Below are 19,677 nucleotides of genomic sequence, written 5' to 3'. Positions count from 1 at the left end.
GTCGGCACCGCTGTCGACCGGGGCAACCGACACCTGTCACGGATAGCGGAGGACATGGCCAAGAAGGACGGGGCGATCGAGGTCGAGGGCCGGGTCGTCGAACCCCTGCCGAACGCGATGTTCCGGGTGGAGCTGGAGAACGGCCACCGGGTTCTCGCGCACATCAGCGGGAAGATGCGCCAGCACTACATCCGGATCCTTCCGGAGGACCGGGTGGTCGTCGAGCTGTCGCCCTACGACCTCAGCCGCGGCCGCATCGTCTACCGCTACAAGTGACGACCAGCTCCACCACGGTCGGTCGCGAGACCCACAAGAACGACACACAGAGGCAGACGACGTGAAGGTCAAGCCGAGCGTCAAGAAGATCTGCGACAAGTGCCAGGTGATCCGCCGTCACGGCCGGATCATCGTGATCTGCTCGAACCTGCGCCACAAGCAGCGCCAGGGCTGAGCAGAGCGGTACCGGTCGCGATCCTCTGATCGCGCAGCAGAAGCCCCCGATGCACCTGCCGGGCCACACGGGCCCGGTAGTACCCCCGGAACCAGGCCGGGGCCCGTTCAGCTCAGCGGCGGAACGGGACGGGCATCGGGAAGACCTGGGACGACAACAAGGAGACAACGCCGCATGGCACGTGTTGCCGGCGTCGACCTCCCCCGCGAAAAGCGGTTGGAGATCGCGCTCACCTACATCTTCGGGGTCGGACGGACCCGGTCCAAGGAGATCCTCGAGGCCACGGCGCTGAGCCCCGACCTCCGGTCGAAGGACCTGACCGACGAGGACGTCAGCAAGCTCCGCGAGTACATCGAGGCGAACCTGCAGGTCGAGGGTGACCTGCGCCGTGAGATCCAGGCGGACATCCGCCGGAAGATCGAGATCGGTTCGTACCAGGGCATCCGTCACCGTCGCGGCCTTCCGGTCCGCGGCCAGCGCACGAAGACCAACGCGCGCGGCCGCAAGGGCCCGAAGAAGACCGTCGCCGGTAAGAAGAAGGCAGGTAAGAAGTAATGCCGCCCCGCGCACGTCAGGGTGCCGGACCCAAGAAGGTCCGCCGTCGCGAGAAGAAGAACGTCGCGCACGGTCACGCCCACATCAAGTCCACGTTCAACAACACGATCGTGTCGATCACCGACCCGACCGGTGCCGTCATCGCCTGGGCCTCGTCCGGGCACGTCGGCCTCAAGGGCTCGCGCAAGTCGACGCCGTTCGCCGCGCAGCTGGCCGCCGAGAACGCCGCCCGCAAGGCGATGGACCACGGCATGAAGAAGTGCGACGTCTTCGTCAAGGGCCCGGGCTCGGGCCGCGAGACGGCGATCCGCTCGCTGCAGGCAGCCGGCCTCGAGGTCGGCACCATTTCCGACGTGACCCCGCAGCCGCACAACGGCTGCCGTCCGCCCAAGCGGCGCCGGGTCTAGGGGAAGGGAGAACCACCATGGCTCGCTACACCGGCCCCATGACCCGCAAGTCCCGCCGACTGAAGACCGACCTCGTCGGCGGCGACCAGGCGTTCGAGCGTCGTCCCTACCCGCCCGGCCAGCACGGCCGGATCCGGATCAAGGAGACCGAGTACCTCCTGCAGCTGCAGGAGAAGCAGAAGGCCCGCTTCGGCTACGGCCTGCAGGAGAAGCAGCTCCGCGCCTACTACGAGGAGGCGCACCGCCGGGAGGGCAAGACCGGCGACGAGCTGCTGCAGATCCTCGAGTCGCGCCTCGACAACGTCGTGTACCGCGCGGGCCTCGCCCGCACCCGGCGCATGGCCCGTCAGCTGGTGAACCACGGCCACTTCCTGGTCAACGGGAAGAAGGTCGACATCCCCAGCTACCGGGTGTCGCGCTACGACATCATCGACGTCAAGGACAAGTCGCGGAACACCGACCCGTTCGTCATCGCCAAGGAGACCCAGGGCGACCGCCCGGTCCCGGCGTGGCTGCAGGTCGTCCCGTCGACCCTGCGGATCCTGGTCCACCAGCTGCCCGAGCGCGCTCAGATCGACACCCAGGTCACCGAGCAGCTCATCGTCGAGTTCTACTCGAAGTAGCTCGACACGCCGTCGCGCCGCAGGGAGGGGCGGCGGTTCTCACTGCGACATCAAATAGCGGTTGTCGCAGGTGCGAAGGAGGCACACACCCATGCTGATCTCTCAGCGACCCTCACTGGCCGAGGACGTCGTCACCGAGACCCGGTCGCGGTTCGTCATCGAGCCGCTGGAGCCGGGCTTCGGTTACACCCTCGGTAACTCCCTGCGCCGGACGCTGCTGTCGTCGATCCCCGGTGCCGCCGTCACGTCCATCCGGATCGACGGCGTCCTGCACGAGTTCACCACCGTGCCGGGGGTCAAGGAGGACGTCACCGACATCATCCTCAACCTCAAGGAGCTCGTCGTGAGCTCCGAGGAGGACGAGCCGGTGACGATGTACCTGCGCAAGCAGGGCCCGGGTGCGGTCACCGCGGGGGACATCGTCCCGCCCGCCGGTGTCACCGTGCACAACCCGGACCTGCACATCGCCTCGCTCAACGACAAGGGCCGGCTCGAGGTCGAGCTCGTCGTCGAGCGCGGTCGCGGGTACGTCCCGGCGATGCAGAACAAGGCCACCGGTGCCGAGATCGGCCGTATCCCGGTCGACTCGATCTACTCGCCGGTGCTGAAGGTGACCTACAAGGTCGAGGCCACGCGAGTCGAGCAGCGCACCGACTTCGACAAGCTCATCCTCGACGTCGAGTCGAAGCCGTCCATCACCCCGCGGGACGCGCTGGCCTCGGCCGGCAAGACCCTGGTCGAGCTGTTCGGCCTGGCCCGCGAGCTGAACGTGGACGCCGAGGGCATCGAGATCGGCCCCTCCCCGCAGGAGGCGGACACCATCGCGGCGTTCGCGATGCCGATCGAGGAGCTGGACCTCACGGTCCGGTCCTACAACTGCCTCAAGCGCGAGGGCATCCACACGGTCGGCGAGCTCGTCGGCCGCAGCGAGGCGGACCTGCTCGACATCCGCAACTTCGGCGCCAAGTCGATCGACGAGGTCAAGATGAAGCTCGTCGGTCTCGGCCTGGCCCTCAAGGACAGCCCGCCCGGGTTCGACCCGTCGGCGGCGGCGAGCGACTACGGCGTCGACGGTGGGAGCGGGTTCGACCCGGACACCTTCGGTGACGACGGTCAGGACTACGCAGAAACGGAGCAGTTGTAGCCATGCCCCAGCCCACCAAGGGTGCCCGCCTCGGCGGGTCGCCCGCGCACCAGCGGCTGATCCTGGCCAACCTGGCGACCTCGCTGTTCGAACACGGCCGGATCACCACCACCGAGGCCAAGGCCCGGCGGCTGCGTCCGTACGCGGAGCGGCTGATCACCAAGGCCAAGGCCGGCGACCTGCACAACCGGCGCGAGATCATGAAGGTGATCCGCGACAAGTCGGTCGTGCACCGCCTCGTCACCGAGATCGGCCCGTTCTTCGCGGACCGCAACGGTGGCTACACCCGGATCACCAAGACGATGCCGCGCAAGGGCGACAACGCCCCGATGGCGGTCATCGAGCTGGTCCAGCAGAAGACGGTCACCGACGAGGCGAACCGTGCCCGTCGTTCGGCCGCGTCCCAGGCCGCGGCCGCCGCTCCGGCCGCCGCGGACGAGGACACCACGGTGGAGTCGACCGAGGCCACCGAGGCCGAGGTCACCGCCGCCGACCAGGCACAGGAGACCGCCGAGAAGGCGGTCGACGCCGCGGTCGAGGCCGAGGAGGTGGCCCCGGGTTCCGAGGCCGCCGACAAGGCCGTCGACGCCGCTGCCGCCGCGGAGGAGGCCGCCGACGAGGCGTCCGAGGCCGCCGAGGACTCCAAGGGCAAGAAGGAGTCCGGCTCCTGAGCCGACCGCACCACACCGACGAGCCCGCCGTCACCGACGGCGGGCTCGTCGGCGTTTCCGGTGCCCCCGACCCGGGGGCCGGCACCGTGCGGCTGCGGCTCGACGTCGCCTACGACGGCACCGACTTCTCCGGATGGGCCCAGCAGCCGACCCGGCGCACCGTGCAGGGCGTGCTCACCGAGGCCCTGTCGACCGTGCTGCGCACCCCGCTGCGGCTCACCGTCGCCGGGCGCACGGACGCCGGGGTGCACGCGTCCGGCCAGGTCTGCCACGTCGACCTCCCCGAGACGCTCGCACCGCAGGTCGACGGCCTGCTGCGGCGGCTCAACCGGCTGCTCCCGCCCGACGTGCGGGTGCACGACCTCGGGCGGGTGCCCGACGCCTTCGACGCCCGCTTCTCCGCGCTGCGCAGGCACTACCGCTACCGGGTCACCACGGCCCCGTTCGGGGCCGAGCCGCTGCGGGCGCGGGAGACCGTCGCCTGGCCGTACCCGCTGGACCCGGAGCCGATGAACGCCGCCTCGGCGCTGCTGCTGGGCGAGCACGACTTCGCCGCGTTCTGCAAGCGCCGCGAGGGCGCGACGACCGTGCGCGCGCTGCAGCGCTTCGACTGGTCGCCCGCGCCTGGCGAGCCGGACGTGCTGGTCGCGGCGGTCTCGGCGGACGCGTTCTGCCACTCGATGGTCCGCAGCCTGGTCGGCGCGGTGTTCGAGGTCGGCCGGGGGCGCAGGCCCGCCGACTGGCCCGCGGGACTGCTGCGCCGCGAGCTGCGCGCCTCCGAGGTGACCGTCGCGCCGCCGCACGGCCTGTCGCTGACCGGCGTCGACTACCCCGCCGACGACGAGCTCGCCGCCCGCGCCGAGCGGACCCGGCGGATCCGGGTACCGGGCGAGGGCTGAACGGCCCCCGGCGCGATCCGGTCCGGAACGCGGCCCGCGCAGTGCGGCCGTGTCGCTGCGCCGCGACCGTTCCGAACGCGGCTGAACCGCCCGGTACGACTGGTCCGGAGGGTGTGGGTCGCTCCGCCGCGACCGGTCCGAACGCGACTGGGTCGCCCGGTGCGACCGGTCCTGGTGCGGACGGGGCGAGCGGCCTCAGGAGACCGGCCGCACCCAGGCCGGGTGCGGCGGCCCGGGGACCCGGTGCGTCCGGCGGGTGTCGAGCGCCAGGGCCACGACCAGCCAGACCAGCGAGACCGACCAGCCCGTCAGGGCCAGCGAGCCGAGGAGGTACAGCGGCTCGGTCGGCCCGGCGGACAGCCCGGCGACCTCCAGCAGCACCGACAGCGGGGCGCGCACCGAGTCCTCGGTGTCGCCGAAGTCGGGCATCAGCAGCCCGCCGGCGAGCAGGAACCCGGCGCAGGCGACGAACGGGGCGGCCACCGCCGGGCCGAGCACACGGCGTCGCAGCACGGTCAGCGACAGCACCGTCGGGACCGCCAGGAGGGCCGGGCCGACCAGGGTCACGATCAGGATGATCAGGAACCACCCCGGCGCGGTGAACCGCAGGGCGGCGAAGGCCAGGAGGGCACCGGCCTGCAGGGCCACGTTCAGGTTCGTCCGCATGCCGACGATCGTGGCGGACCGGGCCCGTCCGCGGAATCCGCAGGACTACGGGCCGGACGGAGCAACCCGTGTCAACAGTCGGTTACCGAGGTTCCGTCCCGCCCGGTCCGCGAGTGACAGTGGCGCGGTGACCACCGAGAACACCGTCGGCGCGGCCGCGGACCGCGGGTACGGCGACCGCATCGTCGCCGTCGAGCCCGGCTCCACCGAGCCCGTGCCGGACTCCGAGCGGCACGGCAGACCCCGCCAGCTGTTCTGGACGTGGACCTCGCCGAACCTGGAGTTCGCGACGATCTTCGTCGGCGTGCTGTCGGTGACGGCGTTCGGGCAGACGGTGCCCGCGGCGGTCGCGGCGATCGTCGTCGGGAACCTGCTCGCCGCGCTCGCCCACGGGATCCTGTCCGCCCGCGGACCGGCCGCCGGGGTGCCGCAGATGGTGCTGGGGCGGCTCGCGTTCGGCCACCGCGGCAACGCGCTGCCCGCCGCGCTGATGACGATCACCTCGGGCTTCGGCTGGTTCGCGGTCAACAGCGTCAGCGCCGCCTTCGCGCTGTCGGCGATCACCGGCGGCGGGACGGTCGCGTGGCTGGTGGCGGTGGTCGTCGTCCAGGTCGCCGTCGCGTTCTTCGGGCACAACCTGGTGCAGGCGTTCGAGCGGCTCGCCTTCCCGCTGCTCGCGGTCGTGCTCGGGATCGGGGCGGTGCTGGTGCTCGCCGCGTCGGACCCGGGGGCGGCCGCGTCGCCGGACGGGGTGGGCGGGGTCGGTGGGTTCCTGCTGACCGTCGGCGCCGTCGTCGGGTACTCGGCGGGCTGGAGCCCCTACGCCGCGGACTACTCCCGCTACCTGCCCCGTTCGGTGTCGGCGCGGGCCACCGGGCTCGCCGCGGGCGGCGGCCTGTTCCTGTCCACCACGGTGCTCATGACGGTCGGTGCGGCGTCGGTCGGGGCGGCGACCGCGGCCGGGCTCGACTCGGACAACCCGGTCGCGAACTACACCGGCCTGCTGCCCGGATGGCTGGCCGTGCTGACCCTGGTCGCCATCGCGGTGGGGGCGGTCGCGGCGAACGTCCTCAACGTCTACTCCGGGGCGATGGCGTTCCTCGCGCTCGGCATCGACGTGCCGCTGGCGCGGGCGCGGGCCGTCGTCGCGCTGGCGTTCGGCGTGGTCGGGTTCCTGATCGCGCTGGTCGCCCTCGGCGACGCCGCGGCCGGGTACGAGGCGTTCCTGCTGGTCGTCGTGTACTGGGTCGGGCCGTGGCTCGGGGTGGTGCTCACCGACCAGTGGCTGCGCCCGACCGACCCCGGTCTGCTCTACGACCGCACCCACCGCAACCACGCGGGCCCGGTCGCGCTGGCCGTCGGCATCGTGGTGTCGGTGCTGCTGTTCGCGAACCAGGAGCTGTTCACCGGCCTGGTGCCGCGGCTGCTGCCCGGGATCGGGGACGTGACCTTCCTGGTGGGGCTGCTGCTCTCGGCCGGGCTCTACGCCCTGCTGCTGCGCCGCACCGCCGTCGCGACGCGTGGGGGGACCCGGTGAACGCGCTCATCCCGACCGTGGACCTGGCCGCGCCGGACCCGGCCGCGGTGGACACCGCGTTGCAGCGGGCCGGGTTCCTGCAGGTCGTCGGGCACGGGGTGCCGGACGACGCGGCGTGGGCGGTGCGGGCCGCCGCACGGGACTTCTTCGCGCTGCCCGAGCCGGTCAAGCGCGGCTACGCGGTCGGCGTCGGCGGGCGGGGGTGGCTGCCCCCCGGCGTCGAGGCCAACGACCGCGTCGAGGGTGGTGACTCGCCGCCGGACCTCAAGGAGTCCTTCGCGGTGGGGCCGTTCGCGCCGACCGGTGACGCGGACGTCGACGCGGTGTGGTTCCCGCCGAACGTCTGGCCGGCGCAGGTCCCGGCGCTGCGGGAGGCGGTGACCGCCTACTGCACGGCGATGACCCGCGTCGCGGGGGCGCTGCTGGAGCTGTGCGCGGGTGCGCTCGGGCAGACCCCGTCGACGCTCCGCGACCTCGCGACGCACCCGACGTGGACGTTCAACATCAACCGCTACCCGCCGATGACCGAGACCGGGACACCGCTGCCCGGGCAGTTCCGGATCGGCCCGCACACCGACTTCGGCACCGTCACCCTGCTCGACCGGGAGCCCGGGGCGGGCGGGCTGCAGGTCGACGTCGAGGGGCACGGCTGGACCGACGCGCCGTACACCCCGGGTGCGCTGACGGTGAACGTCGGCGACCTGCTCGCGCACTGGACCGGGCACCGCTGGCGGGCCGGACGGCACCGGGTGCTGCCGCCGCAGGCCCACGCCCCGGCCGAGGACCTGGTGTCGCTGGTGTTCTTCTTCGAGCTGGACCACGACGCCGTCGTCACGCCGCTGGCGCCGCCGCTCGGCCGGACGGCGCTGGAGCCGGTGGTGTCCGCGCCGTTCCTGCGCGAACGCCTCGACGCGATCGCGGTATAGGTTCGCGCGCATGGATCCGAGCTGGCTGGACGTCGCGGTGGAGCAGGCCCGGGCCGGGCTGGCCTCGGGCGGCATCCCGATCGGCGCCGCACTCGTCGGACCGGACGGGGAGGTCCTCGGGCGCGGCCACAACCGTCGTGTGCAGGACGGCGACCCGACGGTGCACGGCGAGACCGCGGCGTTCCGCGACGCGGGCCGCCGCCGCGACTACCGGTCCACGACGATGGTCACCACGCTCTCGCCCTGCTGGTACTGCTCGGGGCTGATCCGTCAGTTCGGGATCGGCGCGGTGCTCGTGGGGGAGGCTCGGACCTTCCACGGCGGGCACGACTGGCTGGCCGAGCACGGGGTGCGCGTGCAGGTGCTCGACGACGCGCGCTGCGTGGACATGATGACCGCGTTCGTCGCCGAGCGCCCCGACCTGTGGAACGAGGACATCGGCGTCGCGGAGTAGTGCTCAGCCCGCCGTGAGCGGGACGTCCGGGTCGAGCTCGATCGCGACCTCGCGCAGCGCCGCGTCGAGCACCGACCAGACCCACCGGGCCAGGTGCTCGGCGAGCTCGTCGAGCGGGAGCGGGTCCGCCGAGGAGAGCCAGCGCTCGGTCGCGCCGTCGACCAGCCCGACCGCGCCGGCGGCCAGCGGCGCCGCGACGGTCGCGGGCAGCCCGGGATAGCCGCCGGTCAGCAGGCCGGTCATCCGGTCGGCGATGCGGTGCCGGATGTCGGTGACCGCCGTCGTGACCCCGGCGGCGCGCAGCACGTACCGGTAGAGCTCGGTGTGCGCGGCGAGCCACCGCACGTGCGCGGCGATGGCGGCGACGAGCATCTCCCGCGGCGTCCCGCGCGGGCTCCACACCGGCGCGAGCGCCTCGGAGTAGAGCCCCAGCGCGGCCTCGGCGATCGCGCCCTGCAGGTCCTCCAGGCCGTCGAAGTGCCGGTACAGCGCGGGCCGGGGCACCCCGGCGCGACCGGCGATCTGCTCGGTCGTGGCCTCCGGTCCGTGCTCGGCGATCGCGGCCATCGCGGCCTCGACGACCTCGGCCCGCCGGGCCGCCCGCTGTCCGGCCCAGCGACGGGCGCGGCCGTCGCCGGGGGTCACGGATCCGCTCACCCGGCCATCATCCCGCGCGCGGTTGACACCGCGCCCGGTGCCACCCATGATTCGGCGATAAGGGGTACGCGCTGTACGGGATACTTTCTGTCACGGATGCGGCCCGACCGTCGACGACGACCGGAGGACCGACCGTGACCGAGACGGCGACCGACAACGGGTCCGGCCCACGCCCCCGCAGGCTGACCGGCGGCGACGTCGGCATCCCGCCGCGCCACCTGGACTTCCGGCTGCCCGAGCAGATGGCCCGCTGGGCCTACGCCGACAACGCGACCGCGACGCTGTTCCTCGCGATGCTCTCGGCGATCTTCCCGCCGGGGGAGGACTTCTTCGTCCGCTCGGTGATCCACTTCCGGGACCGGGTGACCGACCCGGAGCTGCGCGCCCGGGTCGCCGGGTTCACCGCGCAGGAGGTCATCCACAGCCGCGAGCACGACCGGCTCAACGAGGCGTTCCGCTCCCGCGGCTTCCCGGTGCACGTACCGGAGTCCGCGGTCGCGCTCGCGTTGAAGGTCCTCGACCGCACCTCGCCGCGGCAGCAGCTCGCCTGCACCGCGCTGATGGAGCACTTCACCGCGGTGATGGCCGAGGACATCCTCGGCAGCGACGAGTTCGCCGGGCGCGTGCACGCCGACATCCGCGAGCTGTGGCACTGGCACGCGCTCGAGGAGCTCGAGCACAAGTCCGTGACCTGGGACGTCTACGAGCTCATCGGCACCGACGGCCCCGAGCGCGGCCGGGCCGCCCCGCTGGTGGTCGCCACCGTGCTGCCCGCGGTCGTGTTCGGGTGGGCGTACCTGCTCGTGCAGCAGGGCGTCTGGCGGCGGCCGCAGGACCTGCGCGAGGGCTACCGGTTGCTGTTCGGGCGCGGCCAGTTCCTGCGCCGCGTGCTGGGCCGGATGCCCGTCTTCGGGCACCCGCGCTTCCACCCCGACCGGCACGACACCCGCGCGCTGGAGCAGCGCTGGCGCGACACCCTCTTCGGCGACGACGGCGCCCTGGCCGAGCAGCTGCGCCGTCCCGTCCGCGAGGCTTGACTCAGCTCCACGGCCGCAGCACCCGCCCGGCCCACGCCGCGAGCAGCGCCTCGTCGTGGCTGACGGCGAGGACGCCGAGCCCGCGGCCGTCGACCTCGGCGGCGACGACCGAGACCAGGGCCGCGGTGCTCGACGCGTCGAGCATCGCGGTCATCTCGTCGCACAGCAGGTAGTCCGGCCGGGGCGCGAGCGCACGGGCCAGGCAGGCGCGCTGGAGCTGGCCGTCGGACACCTCGTGCGGCCGGCGTCCGCGCAGCTCGGCGGTCAGCCCGACCTGCGCGCACACCTCGTCGACGCGTGCGGTGACCCCGGGCACCCGGGCGGCACACAGCGGCTCGGCCACGATCTCCTCGCAGGTCAGCCGCGGGTCGGTCGAGGCCCGCGGGGACTGGAACACCACCCCGATCCGTCGGCGCAGCGGCGCGGGCGCGTCGAAGCGGAACCGGCGGACCGGCTCGTCGTCGACGGTCACCCGGCCCGACCACGGTGCGTGCAGCAGGGCCAGCACCCGGGTCAGCGTCGACTTCCCGCACCCCGACGGCCCGGCCAGCCCGAGCACCGACCCCCGTTCCACGGCCAGGTCCACGCCGTCGACGACGGCGTGCCCGGCCCGCCACCCGGCGGTCACCCCCTCCGCGCGCAGGCTCACCGCGACCCCGCCCCGGACCGGGCCGCCGCGGGGAGCGCGGGGGTGGTCGGTGGATGGCAGGACACGCTCCGCCCGCCCCGGCGGACCGGGACGGGGTCGCCGGAGCAGTCGCCGGTGACCGGGCAGCGCGGGGCGAACGCGCAGCCGTCGGGCAGCGCGGACAGCTCCGGCGGGTGCCCGGGCACCGGGGTGAACCCGGCGTCGGGCAGCGCACCGAGCAGGCCCGCGGTGTAGGGGTGCCAGGGGGCCGCGAACACCTCGTCGGCGGGGCCGGTCTCGACCAGCCGCGAGGCGTACATGACGGCGACGTCGTCGGCGACGGCGCGGGCGGCCCGCAGGTCGTGGGTGATCAGCAGGACGGCGCGGCCCTCCGCGGCCAGCCCGGCCAGCAGCGCCGTGACGTGGTCGACCAGCGGCCGGTCGAGCCCCGCGGTCGGCTCGTCGGCGAGCAGCACCGGTGGGTCCCCGGCGAGCGCGGCGGCGAGCCCGGCGCGCTGGGCCTGCCCGCCGGACAGCTCGTGCGGGTGCAGCGCGGCGACGTGGCGGGGCAGCGCGGCGCGGTCGAGGAGGTCGGCGACGGTGGTCGTCGCGCCGAGCCGGGTCAGGGTCTCGCGCAGCTGGGCGCCGACGGTGCGGGTGGGGGTGAAGTGGGTGGCGGCGGACTGGGGGACCAGCCCGACCAGCCGACCGCGGACCCGGTCGCGCAGCACGGACTCGGGCGCGGTGAGGAGCTCCACCGGGTCGGACCGCTCCGGCGGGGTCAGGACGGCCGACCCGCGGACCGAGGCGGTGCCCGGCAGCAGCCCGGTCAGGGCCTCGGTGAGCACCGACTTGCCGCAGCCGGACTCCCCGACGAGCGCGGTCAGCCGCCCGGCACGCAGGTCCAGGTCGGCACCGGTGACCGCGCGGACCGTGCGGGCGCGCCGCCCGCGCCCGACCCGGAAGGCGACGTCGAGGCCGCGCACCGCGAGCACCGTGCCGGGTGCGGGTGTGCCGGTCACAGCGCCTGCTCCGACCGTCGGCGCGGGAGTGTCCGGTCCCGCCACCAGGCCGCGATGCCGGCGACGCACAGCGTCGTCGCGGCCAGCAGCACGCTCGGGAACACCACGATCCACCAGGAGCCGAGCAGCACGGCCTGTCTCCCCTCGCCGAGGATGGTGCCCAGGCTCGCCAGGTGTGGCGGCAGGCCGAGGCCGAGGAAGCTCAGTGCGGTCTCGTGCCACACCGCGTGCGGCAGGATCAGCACCGCCGAGAGCACCGCCTGCGGGGCGACCGCGGGCAGCAGGTGCCGGCGCAGGACCCGGCGCCGGGACGCGCCGCCGGAGATCGCGGCGTCGACGAACGGGCGGGTGCGCAGGGTCAGGATCTCCGCGCGCACGACGCGGGCCACCGTCGTCCAGTGGGTCAGCCCGATCGAGGCGATCACCGCGAGCACGCTGCCCCGGTAGAGCGCGACGATCACGATGCCGAGCAGCAGGTGCGGGACGGCGTTGACGGCGTCGACCAGGCGCATCGCGATCCGGTCCCACCAGCCGCCGAGCAGCCCGGACAGCGCCCCGAACAGGGTGCCGATCACCGTCGAGAGCACGGCGCAGGCCGCGGCGACCTGCAGCGACACCCCCAGCCCGGCGAAGCTGCGCAGCAGCACGTCACGGCCCACGGAGTCGGTGCCGAACGGGTGCGCGGGCGAGGGCGGCAGCCGGATCGCGGCGTAGTCCACGGCGCCCTCGTCGAGGCCGCCGAGCCACGGCACGAGCACCGCGGCCGCGACGAGCAGGACCAGCCCGCCGGCGCCGGTGACCAGCCGGGCCCGCCCGGACCGGCGACGACCGCGGGGCGAGCCGGGGCGGGGCCGGCCGGCCGCGAGCCACGGGCGGGGGGCGAGCGCGGTCTCAGACATCGGCGTCCACCCGCGGGTCCAGCAGCAGCACGGTCAGGTCGGCGACGAGCGACCCGGCCAGCACCGCCACCGCCGAGAGCAGGGTCAGCGCGGCGAGCAGCGGGAAGTCCACGGCCAGCGCCGCGGTGACCACCGCCGCCGCGATCCCCGGCCAGGAGAACACCGTCTCCACCAGCACGGCGCCGGTGACGAGCTCCGGCAGCCGGTTGCCCAGCACCGTGACGAACGGCAGCAGCGCGGTCGGCAGGGCGTGGCGCAGCACGACGAGGCGCTCGGGCAGCCCGCGGGCACGGGCACCGGCGACGTGGTCGTCGTCGAGGGAGGCCAGCAGCGAGGCCCGCACGTGCAGCACCAGCCACGGAGTCTGGGAGACCCCCAGCACCAGCGCCGGCAGCACCAGGTGCCTGCTCACCTGGCCGAACGTGGGCGCGGCCCCGGCGTCGGTGAGCCCGGCGACCGGCAGCACCGGCCAGGCCACGGCGAACACCGCGATCGCACCCAGGGCCAGCACGAACGGCGGCAGCCCCTCCAGGGTGTGCCCGACCGCGGTGACGGCCCGGTCGAACCAGCCGCCCTGCCGCCACGCCGCGACGGTCCCGGCGGCCAGGGCCAGCACCAGCGACACGAGCAGGGCCAGGGTGACCAGCAGCAACGTCCACGGGAGCCGCTCGGCGACGACCTGGGCCACCGGCTGACGCATCGACAGGCTCTGCCCGAGGTCGCCGGTCAGCAGCCCGCCCAGCCACCGGAGCAGCTGCTCGCCCACGCTCGCGTCCAGCCCGAGCGACCGTTCGGCGGCGGCGATGTCGGCGTCGCTCGCGGAGAAGATCCCGACCCCGAAGTACTGGTACACCGGCCGGAACGGCGACGCCGCCGCCAGCAGGAACACCCCGACCGCGACCAGCAGCACCGTCGGGACGCCGAGCAGCAGCCGCAGCCCGGCCAGCCGGGCCACCGCGCGGCCGCGGTGCCGGCCCGGGAGCACGGCCGTCACGAGCGGGGCGTCCAGTCCTGCAGGTTCCACCACGGGCCCCAGGTGGTGCCGTGCGTGTGCGGCTCGACGACGGGGGTGTAGCCGTCCCAGGCGTCGCGGGTGACGTAGCTGTGGCCGAGGAAGGCCAGGAAGACCATGCCGGGGTCGGCGACGTAGGCCCGCTGGAACTCCTTCACCGCCGCGGTGCGGGCGGCCTCGTCGGGCGCCCGCAGTGCGGTGTCCAGCGCCGCGTCGACGGCCGCGTTGCGGTAGGAGCCGGGGTTGTTGAACCCGTCGGCGGCGTTCGACGAGTGCAGCAGCTGCCACGCCTTGAACCCCGGGTCGAACGGGTCGCCGCCGCCGAGCACGAGCGCGTCGGCGCCCATCCGCGGCTCGATCGCCTCCCAGCCGAGGCCCTCCAGCCGGACGTCGATCCCGGCCGCGCGCACGTCGGAGGCGAACGCCTGGGCCAGGTCGCGGCGCACGGTGTCGGTGGCCGGGTACATCAGCGTGAAGCGCGCGGCCTGCCCGCCGCGGACGCGCACGCCGTCGGGTCCGGGGACCCAGCCGGCCCGCTCCAGGATCCGGCCCGCCTCCGCAGGGTCGAAGGCGAACGTCGCCGAGGGCTCGACCTGCTCGGGCAGCACGCCCGGGATCGGGTGGTGGGCTGGTTCGCCCTGCCCCGCGAGGAACGCGTCGATCATGCCCTGGCGGTTCACCGAGCGGTTGAGCGCGGCGCGGATCGCCGGGTCCGCGGTGACCGGGTTCGCGAACGGCAGCGCGACGGTGCGGTAGTCGGCGCTGGCGTGCTCGCGCAGCGCCAGCCCGCTCTGCTGCGCGACGGCGCGGGCCAGCGCCGGCGGCAGCACGGTCCCGTCGAACTCGCCGGCGGCGGTGCGCTGGGCACGGGTGTTGTCGTCGGTGGCGAACACGACGGTCACCCGGGTCACCGAGGGTGCACCGCCCCAGTAGCCGGGGTTCGACTCCATGACCATCGTGTCGCCGCGCCGCCACTCGGCGAGCCGGTACGGGCCGGTGCCGACGGCCCGGGTGTTCACCGGCAGGTCGGAGACGGGGCCGCCGCCGTCGAGGACCTCCGACGGCAGGATCCCGGAGGTGAGACGGGCCGGGAACGCGCCGTAGGGGTAGGACAGCCGGAACCGCACGGCGTCGTCGCCGACGGCCTCGACCCCGGCGAGCATCGGCACGCTGGACCGGATCGTGGCGGCGCGGGCCGGGTCGAGGACCGCGGCGTAGGTGGCGACGACGTCCTCGGGCCCGAGGGCCGACCCGTCGTGGAAGGTGACGCCGGGGCGCAGCGGCACCGTCCAGGACAGGCGGTCCGGTGACGGCGTCGCCGGACCGGAGGCGAGCGCGGGCTGCAGGGTGCGCTGCGCGTCGCGGGCGTAGAGACCGTCGTAGAACTTGCTCGCGCCCTCCGCCCCGTAGCCGAGCAGCGGGTTGAGGTCGTCGGGCTCGTAGCCGTCGGCGAGGGTCATGGTGGTGCCGTCCCCGGCCGGGGCCGCCTCGCCCGGGGCGGCGGTGGGTGCCGAGCACCCGGCCACGACGGCGGCGGCCACCAACGGGACGACGATGTTCCGGAGGGTGATCACGCAACGGCACATTATGGGCAACAGCGTGACGGTGGCAACGAACTGGACCGATGGGTCAGGTGGCGTACTTCTACGCAGTGCCTGCGGACCGGCTCCGCCGGGGTCGCGGCCGTCCTACCGTCCGGGCGGTGCGCACCGATCCCGCCCCCGCGCGCGTGCAGCGCGCCCCGGCGACCCGCGACCAGGTCGACGCCCACCGGTTCGGTGTGCGCCGGATGGAGGCCGCGCTGGTGCGGGCGGACCCGGTGCCGCTGCACGAGCAGATCCGCTCGCAGCGCCGCGCCGTGTTCGCCGGGGTGCTGGTCGGGCTGCTCGCGCTCGGCGTGGCGGCGCTGCTGGCCCGGGTCGACCCGGCCACCGACTGGCGCTCCCGGGCGCTGGTGCAGGGACAGCGCAGCGGCGTGCTCTACGCCGTGGTCCGCGACCCCGACCGGTCCGCGCTGCTCGTACCCGTGCCCGACCCGGTCGCGGGACGGCTGGTCCTCGCCGCGCACGGCCGCGACGACGGTGCCACCGCCGTGCCCGTCCCGGTGCCCGACGACGCGCTGGCCGCCGCGCCGCGCACCGCGCCGGCGGCCGTCCCCGGCACCGTCGGCGTCCCGCTCGACGGGGTCCCGGTCCCTCCCGCGTGGGCGGTCTGCGACACCCGCGGCGAGGGCACCGGCGCCGGGACCACGACGGTGCTCGCGGGGTCGCTCGGGCCCGTCCCGGCGGGACCGGAACCGGTGGTCCTGCTGACCGCCGAGGGCGGCGCCACCTACCTGGTCCACGACGGCGCCCGGCACCGGCTCGACCCGTCCGACCGGAACGCGCTCGACGGGCTCGGTCTGCTCGGCGCGCCCGTCCGCCGGGTCGGCGACGGCCTGCTCTCCGCGATCCCGGAGGGCGCGCCGCTGCGGGTCCCCGCCCCCGGGCCGACACCCGTCGCGGGGCTGGGGCGGAACGGGGACGTCGTGCGCAGCCAGTCGCTCGGGGCCGGGTCGACGTACTTCCTGGTCGTCGACGACGGCCTTGCCCGGATCCCGGTCACCCTCGCCGACGCCGTCCGCTCCCGGACCGGGCAGGCCGAACCGGCGACGCTGCCGCCCGGCCTGGTCGACGACGTCCCGCAGACCCGGGTGCCCGGCGCCGAGGCATGGCCCGCCGCCCGGGCCGAGGTCACCGAGGTGCCCCCGGTGCTGTGCGGGACCTGGCGCGCGGGGCGGCGCGCACTCGTCGCGGGCACCGAGGAGCCGGTCGCGCCCGGCGCGGTGCGGGTGCGCCTCGCCGGTGCCGACGACGCCGGGCCGGGTCTCGACACCGTGGTGCTACCGGGGACCGGCCCGGGGCCGCTGCGGACCGGGCCGGCCGACACCGGCGGGGGTGACGGCGGGACGCGCCGGCTGCTCGCCGCCTCCGGTGCGGTGCACGGCGTCGCGGACGCCGAGACCGCGCGGGCGCTGGGGATCGGGGAGGCGGGGGACGCACCGGCGGAGATGGTGCGGCTGCTGCCGCGGGCGGGGGTGCTGAGCGTCGCTGCGGCGCGGGAGGTGGCGGACCTGCCGGGCTGAGCCGCGGGTCAGGGCCGGCGGGGCCGGCGCCGCAGCCCCGCCAGCGCCGCGACGAGCGCCCCGCCGACCGCCGCGACCGCCCCGACCCCGGCCACCACGGGCAGGTCCGGCGGCGGGGCCGACGCGAGCGGCAGCGGAGCCCGGCCCGCCCCGGGCGCGTCGGCGCGGCCGCCGGGACCGGCGGGGTCGTCCGGGGTCAGGAGCAGCGGCTCCGCGGTCAGCGCGGCCCCCGGGTCGAGCACGCCGTGGCCGGTGCGGTCGTCGCCCGCGGTGGGGCGGGCCGTGGCGCGCAGCCGGTCGGCGACCTGGCGCGGGGTGAGCATCGGGAACCGTTCGCGCAGCAGCGCCGCGGTCCCCGCGACCAGCGGCGCCGAGTACGACGTGCCACGGACCACCGCACCGTCCGGTCCGGACGGACGGGGCAGGTCCGCCCCCGGAGCGGCGAGGTCCACCCAGGGGCCCGGCACGGAGAAGTCGCCGGGGACGTCGTCGCCGTCGACCGCACCGACGGCGAGGACCGTGTCGTAGGACGCGGGCAGCGGCCGCAGGTCCGGGTCGCCGGTGCAGGTGCCGCTCCCGTCGATGTTCCCGGCCGCGGCGACGACCAGCACCCCGGCCCGCTCGGCGCCGTCGACGGCCTCGCGCAGCGCGGCCCCCGCGGAGTCGACCTGCGCGGACGGCACGCACACCACCTCGGACACGTTGACGACGCTCGCGCCGAGCGCGACGGCCCGGTCGATCGCCGCGGCCAGGGTGCGGATCTCCCCGGCGGGTCGCTCGGCGCCGTCGGTGCCGCGGACGGCGAAGCGCCCCGAGGACTGGCGCAGCGACACGATCCGCGCACCCGGCGCCATGCCCGCGCCGAGCCCGGTGACGGGGTCGGCGGCCCCGGCGAGGAGCAGCGCGACGTCGGAGCCGTGGCCGTCGCAGTCGGTGAGACCGTCGCCGCCGGTGAGGTAGTCCCCGCCGCCGCTGAGCCGTCCGGCCAGCCGGGGCAGCGGCGCCACCCCGGTGTCGACGACGGCGACGAGCTGCCCCGCACCGGTCGCGAGATCCGGGGGCGGCTGCGGGACCGCACCGCGGGCGGCCCCCGGGCCGTCGTCGCCGGGCGGGGTGCAGGCGCGGGTCTGCCGCAACCCGTCGGCCGGTCCCGGCGGTCCGGGCTCGGCCGCCGCGACGACCGGCCACGTCCACACCCCGTCGCCTGCCCCCACACCCGGTGCGGGGGGTGTGGCGACCCCACAGGGGGTGTGGACGGCGCACGACGCGGCGGGGGTGACGGAGGGGGACGGGGGTGGTGAGGTGGGGAGGAGGGGCAGCGCGAGCAGGGTCGCGGCCAGCAGCGGGACCGCCCGCCGCGGCGATGCGGTCCGTGGGTGCACGGCCCCGGAGCGCGCGAGCCGCGGCGTCGCCGTCGGCGGGGGCGGTGGGCCTGCTGACCGGCGGGCCGGGCCGCTCACAGGGTGCGGACCAGGGCGAACAGGCCCATCGCGGCCAGCGCGGCGGGCACGGCGGCGGCGGTGAGGACGAGCTCGCACACGTCGAGCGCCCGGCGGGCCGGCGGCGACGGCATCGCCCGCGCGGCCGCGGCACCCGCGCCGACGGCGAGCAGCAGCCCGCCCGCCACGGCGAGCCGCGGCGCGGGGTCCAGTGCGAGCGCGGCCGGGACCGCGGCGGTGGCGACCGCGACCACCGCGGACCCGGTCAGGATGCGGGCCGCCGCGGGCTCGACGAGCGCACGGGCCCGCAGGAGCAGCACCGCCGCCGTCACCACCAGCAGCAGGCCACCGGTCCAGCCCCCGGTCGCGGCGACGGCAGCGGCCCCGGCGGCCGCGACCGCGGTGCCGGCCAGCGTCCCGGTGTGCAGGCCGCGGGCCAGCCCGGCCCGGGCGGTCAGCTCCGCACCGGGCAGCACCTGCTCGGCGTCCGCGACGGACCCGGCGTCGGTCGGGACGGCCGGGGCCGGGATCCCGGCCAGGCGCAGCGCCAGCCGGGGCAGCAGGGGCCCGGCGGCCAGGGCGGGCGCCGCGAGCCCGGCGGCGACGGCCGTCACCGGGGCCTCCAGCAGCAGCCGGGCCAGCGCCGCGGCGGCGGCCCCGGACGCGGCGAGGGCCACCGCGAGCAGGACCGGGGACACCGCCCGCGCGATCGCCTGACCCGCGGCGGCGGCCAGCCCGGCCCCGGCGGCGGCGAGCAGCAGCGCCCCCGCCCCGGCCGGTGCGGGCAGCGCGGTGAGCCCGGCCGTCGCCGCGGCGGGGACCGCGCAGAGTGCGGCGGCGGTCGAGAGCCGGTCGTCGTCGCGACCGCGGTGGGCGACCAGCAGCGCCCCGACGGCGCCCGCGGCGGCGAGCGCGCACCCCCACGGCCGCCACGGACCATCCACGGTGGACAGCACGGCGCCCGCGGCGGCCGTCGCCAGCACGGCTGCGGCCGTCCCGGACCAGCGCGCCGTCCCGGCGGCGTCGGCCGCACCGCGCACCGCACCGGCGACGGTCTCGGCGGCGTCGTCGAGGACGGGCGGCGCGGGCGCCGGGCGCGGCGGGCCCAGGTGCAGCAGCTCGCCCTCCCGGACGCCGAGCTCGTCGAGGGTGGCGTCGGCGGGCAGCGGGCCGCCCGCGGGGCCGGTGAACCGCCAGGCCTGCGGGGTGTCGGCGGTCGCGCGGCCCAGCAGCTCGCGCACCATCGGGACCAGCTCGGCGACGGCGACGTCGGCCGGCAGCGCCACGTCGACGCGCCCGCTCGGGGTGTGCACCCCGACCCGGGTCCAGCGGCCGAGCACCGGCCCGGACGTGGCGGCGGACACCGCGTCGCCGGGGCCGGTCACGGCCGGTGCGGGCAGGACGGAGGTCACGGGCGGCTCCCTGGCAGATCTCCCCGAACGGCCCCGGCGGGCCCGGGGCGGCTGCGAGTATCCGACGGCCCCGGCGCCGCCGTGGGCGTTCGGGAGAACCGTGAACGGGAGGCG

At 75.8% G+C, this 19,677-nt stretch carries 22 protein-coding genes; 13 read left to right on the top strand and 9 right to left on the bottom strand.

Going from position 1 to position 19,677, the window contains the following annotated elements:
* The first annotated feature begins 54 nt into the window (after positions 1-54).
* From infA to truA, 8 genes are all read left to right on the top strand, one after another.
* Complete coding sequence (infA, locus tag KPL60_RS27385; RefSeq protein WP_010228514.1) at positions 55-276, top strand: translation initiation factor IF-1; 222 nt, start codon at positions 55-57, stop codon at positions 274-276.
* Positions 277-337: 61 nt separating this feature from the next.
* Positions 338-451 (top strand): 50S ribosomal protein L36, encoded by a 114-nt coding sequence (gene rpmJ, locus KPL60_RS27380; protein ID WP_020622917.1) that lies wholly within the window; start codon positions 338-340, stop codon positions 449-451.
* A 174-nt stretch (positions 452-625) separates the two neighbouring features.
* The gene (gene rpsM / locus KPL60_RS27375) at positions 626-1,006 is read left to right on the top strand and encodes a 30S ribosomal protein S13 (protein ID WP_020622916.1); all 381 of its coding nucleotides are present in this window, start codon (positions 626-628) and stop codon (positions 1,004-1,006) included.
* Positions 1,006-1,413, top strand: a complete 408-nt coding sequence (gene rpsK / locus KPL60_RS27370; RefSeq protein WP_020622915.1) for a 30S ribosomal protein S11 — start codon at positions 1,006-1,008, stop codon at positions 1,411-1,413. Before rpsM ends, rpsK begins: the two co-directional genes overlap by 1 nt.
* Before the next feature lie 17 nt (positions 1,414-1,430).
* A complete protein-coding gene (gene rpsD, locus KPL60_RS27365) occupies positions 1,431-2,036 on the top strand; it encodes a 30S ribosomal protein S4 (RefSeq protein WP_060710555.1) in 606 nt (201 codons plus the stop codon).
* A 91-nt stretch (positions 2,037-2,127) separates the two neighbouring features.
* Positions 2,128-3,180, top strand: a complete 1,053-nt coding sequence (locus tag KPL60_RS27360) for a DNA-directed RNA polymerase subunit alpha (protein ID WP_062397812.1) — start codon at positions 2,128-2,130, stop codon at positions 3,178-3,180.
* A gap of 2 nt (positions 3,181-3,182) precedes the next feature.
* The gene (gene rplQ / locus KPL60_RS27355) at positions 3,183-3,851 is read left to right on the top strand and encodes a 50S ribosomal protein L17 (RefSeq protein WP_226367630.1); all 669 of its coding nucleotides are present in this window, start codon (positions 3,183-3,185) and stop codon (positions 3,849-3,851) included.
* A gap of 92 nt (positions 3,852-3,943) precedes the next feature.
* Positions 3,944-4,750 (top strand): tRNA pseudouridine(38-40) synthase TruA, encoded by an 807-nt coding sequence (truA, locus tag KPL60_RS27350; RefSeq protein WP_226368249.1) that lies wholly within the window; start codon positions 3,944-3,946, stop codon positions 4,748-4,750.
* 195 nt (positions 4,751-4,945) lie between these two features.
* Here truA and KPL60_RS27345 read toward each other — a convergent pair whose 3' ends face one another.
* Positions 4,946-5,416, bottom strand: coding sequence for a hypothetical protein (locus tag KPL60_RS27345; RefSeq protein WP_226353821.1), 471 nt, complete (start codon positions 5,414-5,416; stop codon positions 4,946-4,948).
* A gap of 127 nt (positions 5,417-5,543) precedes the next feature.
* On the opposite strand from KPL60_RS27345, the gene KPL60_RS27340 reads away from it, so the two are divergent.
* From KPL60_RS27340 to KPL60_RS27330, 3 genes are read left to right on the top strand one after another with little or no spacing between them, the layout of a single operon-like run.
* Entirely contained in the window at positions 5,544-6,953 is a 1,410-nt protein-coding gene (locus tag KPL60_RS27340) for a cytosine permease (RefSeq protein WP_226367629.1), read from the top strand.
* Positions 6,950-7,879 (top strand): isopenicillin N synthase family oxygenase, encoded by a 930-nt coding sequence (locus KPL60_RS34915; protein ID WP_226367628.1) that lies wholly within the window; start codon positions 6,950-6,952, stop codon positions 7,877-7,879. Before KPL60_RS27340 ends, KPL60_RS34915 begins: the two co-directional genes overlap by 4 nt.
* Positions 7,880-7,889: 10 nt before the next feature.
* Entirely contained in the window at positions 7,890-8,333 is a 444-nt protein-coding gene (locus KPL60_RS27330; protein ID WP_060710562.1) for a nucleoside deaminase, read from the top strand.
* A 3-nt stretch (positions 8,334-8,336) separates the two neighbouring features.
* Here KPL60_RS27330 and KPL60_RS27325 read toward each other — a convergent pair whose 3' ends face one another.
* A complete protein-coding gene (locus KPL60_RS27325) occupies positions 8,337-8,990 on the bottom strand; it encodes a TetR/AcrR family transcriptional regulator (RefSeq protein WP_226353818.1) in 654 nt (217 codons plus the stop codon).
* A gap of 134 nt (positions 8,991-9,124) precedes the next feature.
* Between KPL60_RS27325 and KPL60_RS27320 the strand changes: the two genes are divergently transcribed.
* Entirely contained in the window at positions 9,125-10,027 is a 903-nt protein-coding gene (locus tag KPL60_RS27320; RefSeq protein ID WP_226367627.1) for a metal-dependent hydrolase, read from the top strand.
* A gap of 1 nt (position 10,028) precedes the next feature.
* Here KPL60_RS27320 and KPL60_RS27315 read toward each other — a convergent pair whose 3' ends face one another.
* Genes KPL60_RS27315 through KPL60_RS27295 form a run of 5 tightly spaced genes read right to left on the bottom strand, consistent with a single transcriptional unit; the run spans position 10,029 to position 15,162 of the window.
* Entirely contained in the window at positions 10,029-10,676 is a 648-nt protein-coding gene (locus KPL60_RS27315) for an ABC transporter ATP-binding protein (RefSeq protein WP_226367626.1), read from the bottom strand.
* Positions 10,673-11,677 (bottom strand): ABC transporter ATP-binding protein, encoded by a 1,005-nt coding sequence (locus KPL60_RS27310; protein WP_226367625.1) that lies wholly within the window; start codon positions 11,675-11,677, stop codon positions 10,673-10,675. The genes KPL60_RS27315 and KPL60_RS27310 overlap by 4 nt, the downstream gene beginning before the upstream one ends.
* On the bottom strand, positions 11,674-12,576 hold the full coding sequence (locus tag KPL60_RS27305; protein ID WP_226367624.1) for an ABC transporter permease: 903 nt from the start codon (positions 12,574-12,576) through the stop codon (positions 11,674-11,676). The genes KPL60_RS27310 and KPL60_RS27305 overlap by 4 nt, the downstream gene beginning before the upstream one ends.
* A complete protein-coding gene (locus KPL60_RS27300) occupies positions 12,569-13,570 on the bottom strand; it encodes an ABC transporter permease (RefSeq protein ID WP_062397797.1) in 1,002 nt (333 codons plus the stop codon). The genes KPL60_RS27305 and KPL60_RS27300 overlap by 8 nt, the downstream gene beginning before the upstream one ends.
* Positions 13,567-15,162: an ABC transporter substrate-binding protein gene (locus KPL60_RS27295; protein WP_226367623.1), complete on the bottom strand. Its 1,596-nt coding sequence runs from the start codon at positions 15,160-15,162 to the stop codon at positions 13,567-13,569. The genes KPL60_RS27300 and KPL60_RS27295 overlap by 4 nt, the downstream gene beginning before the upstream one ends.
* 128 nt (positions 15,163-15,290) lie before the next feature.
* On the opposite strand from KPL60_RS27295, the gene eccB reads away from it, so the two are divergent.
* A complete protein-coding gene (gene eccB, locus KPL60_RS27290) occupies positions 15,291-16,712 on the top strand; it encodes a type VII secretion protein EccB (protein ID WP_226367622.1) in 1,422 nt (473 codons plus the stop codon).
* Between the two features lie 8 nt (positions 16,713-16,720).
* Here eccB and mycP read toward each other — a convergent pair whose 3' ends face one another.
* The gene (gene mycP / locus KPL60_RS27285; RefSeq protein WP_226367621.1) at positions 16,721-17,908 is read right to left on the bottom strand and encodes a type VII secretion-associated serine protease mycosin; all 1,188 of its coding nucleotides are present in this window, start codon (positions 17,906-17,908) and stop codon (positions 16,721-16,723) included.
* Positions 17,909-18,168: 260 nt separating this feature from the next.
* The gene (eccD, locus tag KPL60_RS27280) at positions 18,169-19,563 is read right to left on the bottom strand and encodes a type VII secretion integral membrane protein EccD (RefSeq protein WP_226367620.1); all 1,395 of its coding nucleotides are present in this window, start codon (positions 19,561-19,563) and stop codon (positions 18,169-18,171) included.
* Positions 19,564-19,677: the final 114 nt, after the last annotated feature.

The sequence above is a fragment of the Pseudonocardia sp. ICBG162 genome (assembly GCF_020496225.1).
In the GTDB taxonomy this organism is placed as follows: Bacteria; Actinomycetota; Actinomycetes; order Mycobacteriales; family Pseudonocardiaceae; genus Pseudonocardia; species Pseudonocardia alni.
This window is presented reverse-complemented; position numbering and strand designations above follow the sequence as displayed.

What these genes read in the sequence shown, in the direction of transcription:
- infA (WP_010228514.1), top strand. Translation starts at nt 55, where the DNA reads ATGGCCAAGAAGGACGGGGCGATCGAGGTCGAGGGCCGGGTCGTCGAA.
- rpsM (WP_020622916.1), top strand. Translation starts at nt 626, where the DNA reads ATGGCACGTGTTGCCGGCGTCGACCTCCCCCGCGAAAAGCGGTTGGAG.
- rpsK (WP_020622915.1), top strand. Translation starts at nt 1,006, where the DNA reads ATGCCGCCCCGCGCACGTCAGGGTGCCGGACCCAAGAAGGTCCGCCGT.
- rpsD (WP_060710555.1), top strand. Translation starts at nt 1,431, where the DNA reads ATGGCTCGCTACACCGGCCCCATGACCCGCAAGTCCCGCCGACTGAAG.
- KPL60_RS27360 (WP_062397812.1), top strand. Translation starts at nt 2,128, where the DNA reads ATGCTGATCTCTCAGCGACCCTCACTGGCCGAGGACGTCGTCACCGAG.
- rplQ (WP_226367630.1), top strand. Translation starts at nt 3,183, where the DNA reads ATGCCCCAGCCCACCAAGGGTGCCCGCCTCGGCGGGTCGCCCGCGCAC.
- KPL60_RS27345 (WP_226353821.1), bottom strand. Translation starts at nt 5,416, where the DNA reads ATGCGGACGAACCTGAACGTGGCCCTGCAGGCCGGTGCCCTCCTGGCC.
- KPL60_RS27330 (WP_060710562.1), top strand. Translation starts at nt 7,890, where the DNA reads ATGGATCCGAGCTGGCTGGACGTCGCGGTGGAGCAGGCCCGGGCCGGG.
- KPL60_RS27305 (WP_226367624.1), bottom strand. Translation starts at nt 12,576, where the DNA reads ATGTCTGAGACCGCGCTCGCCCCCCGCCCGTGGCTCGCGGCCGGCCGG.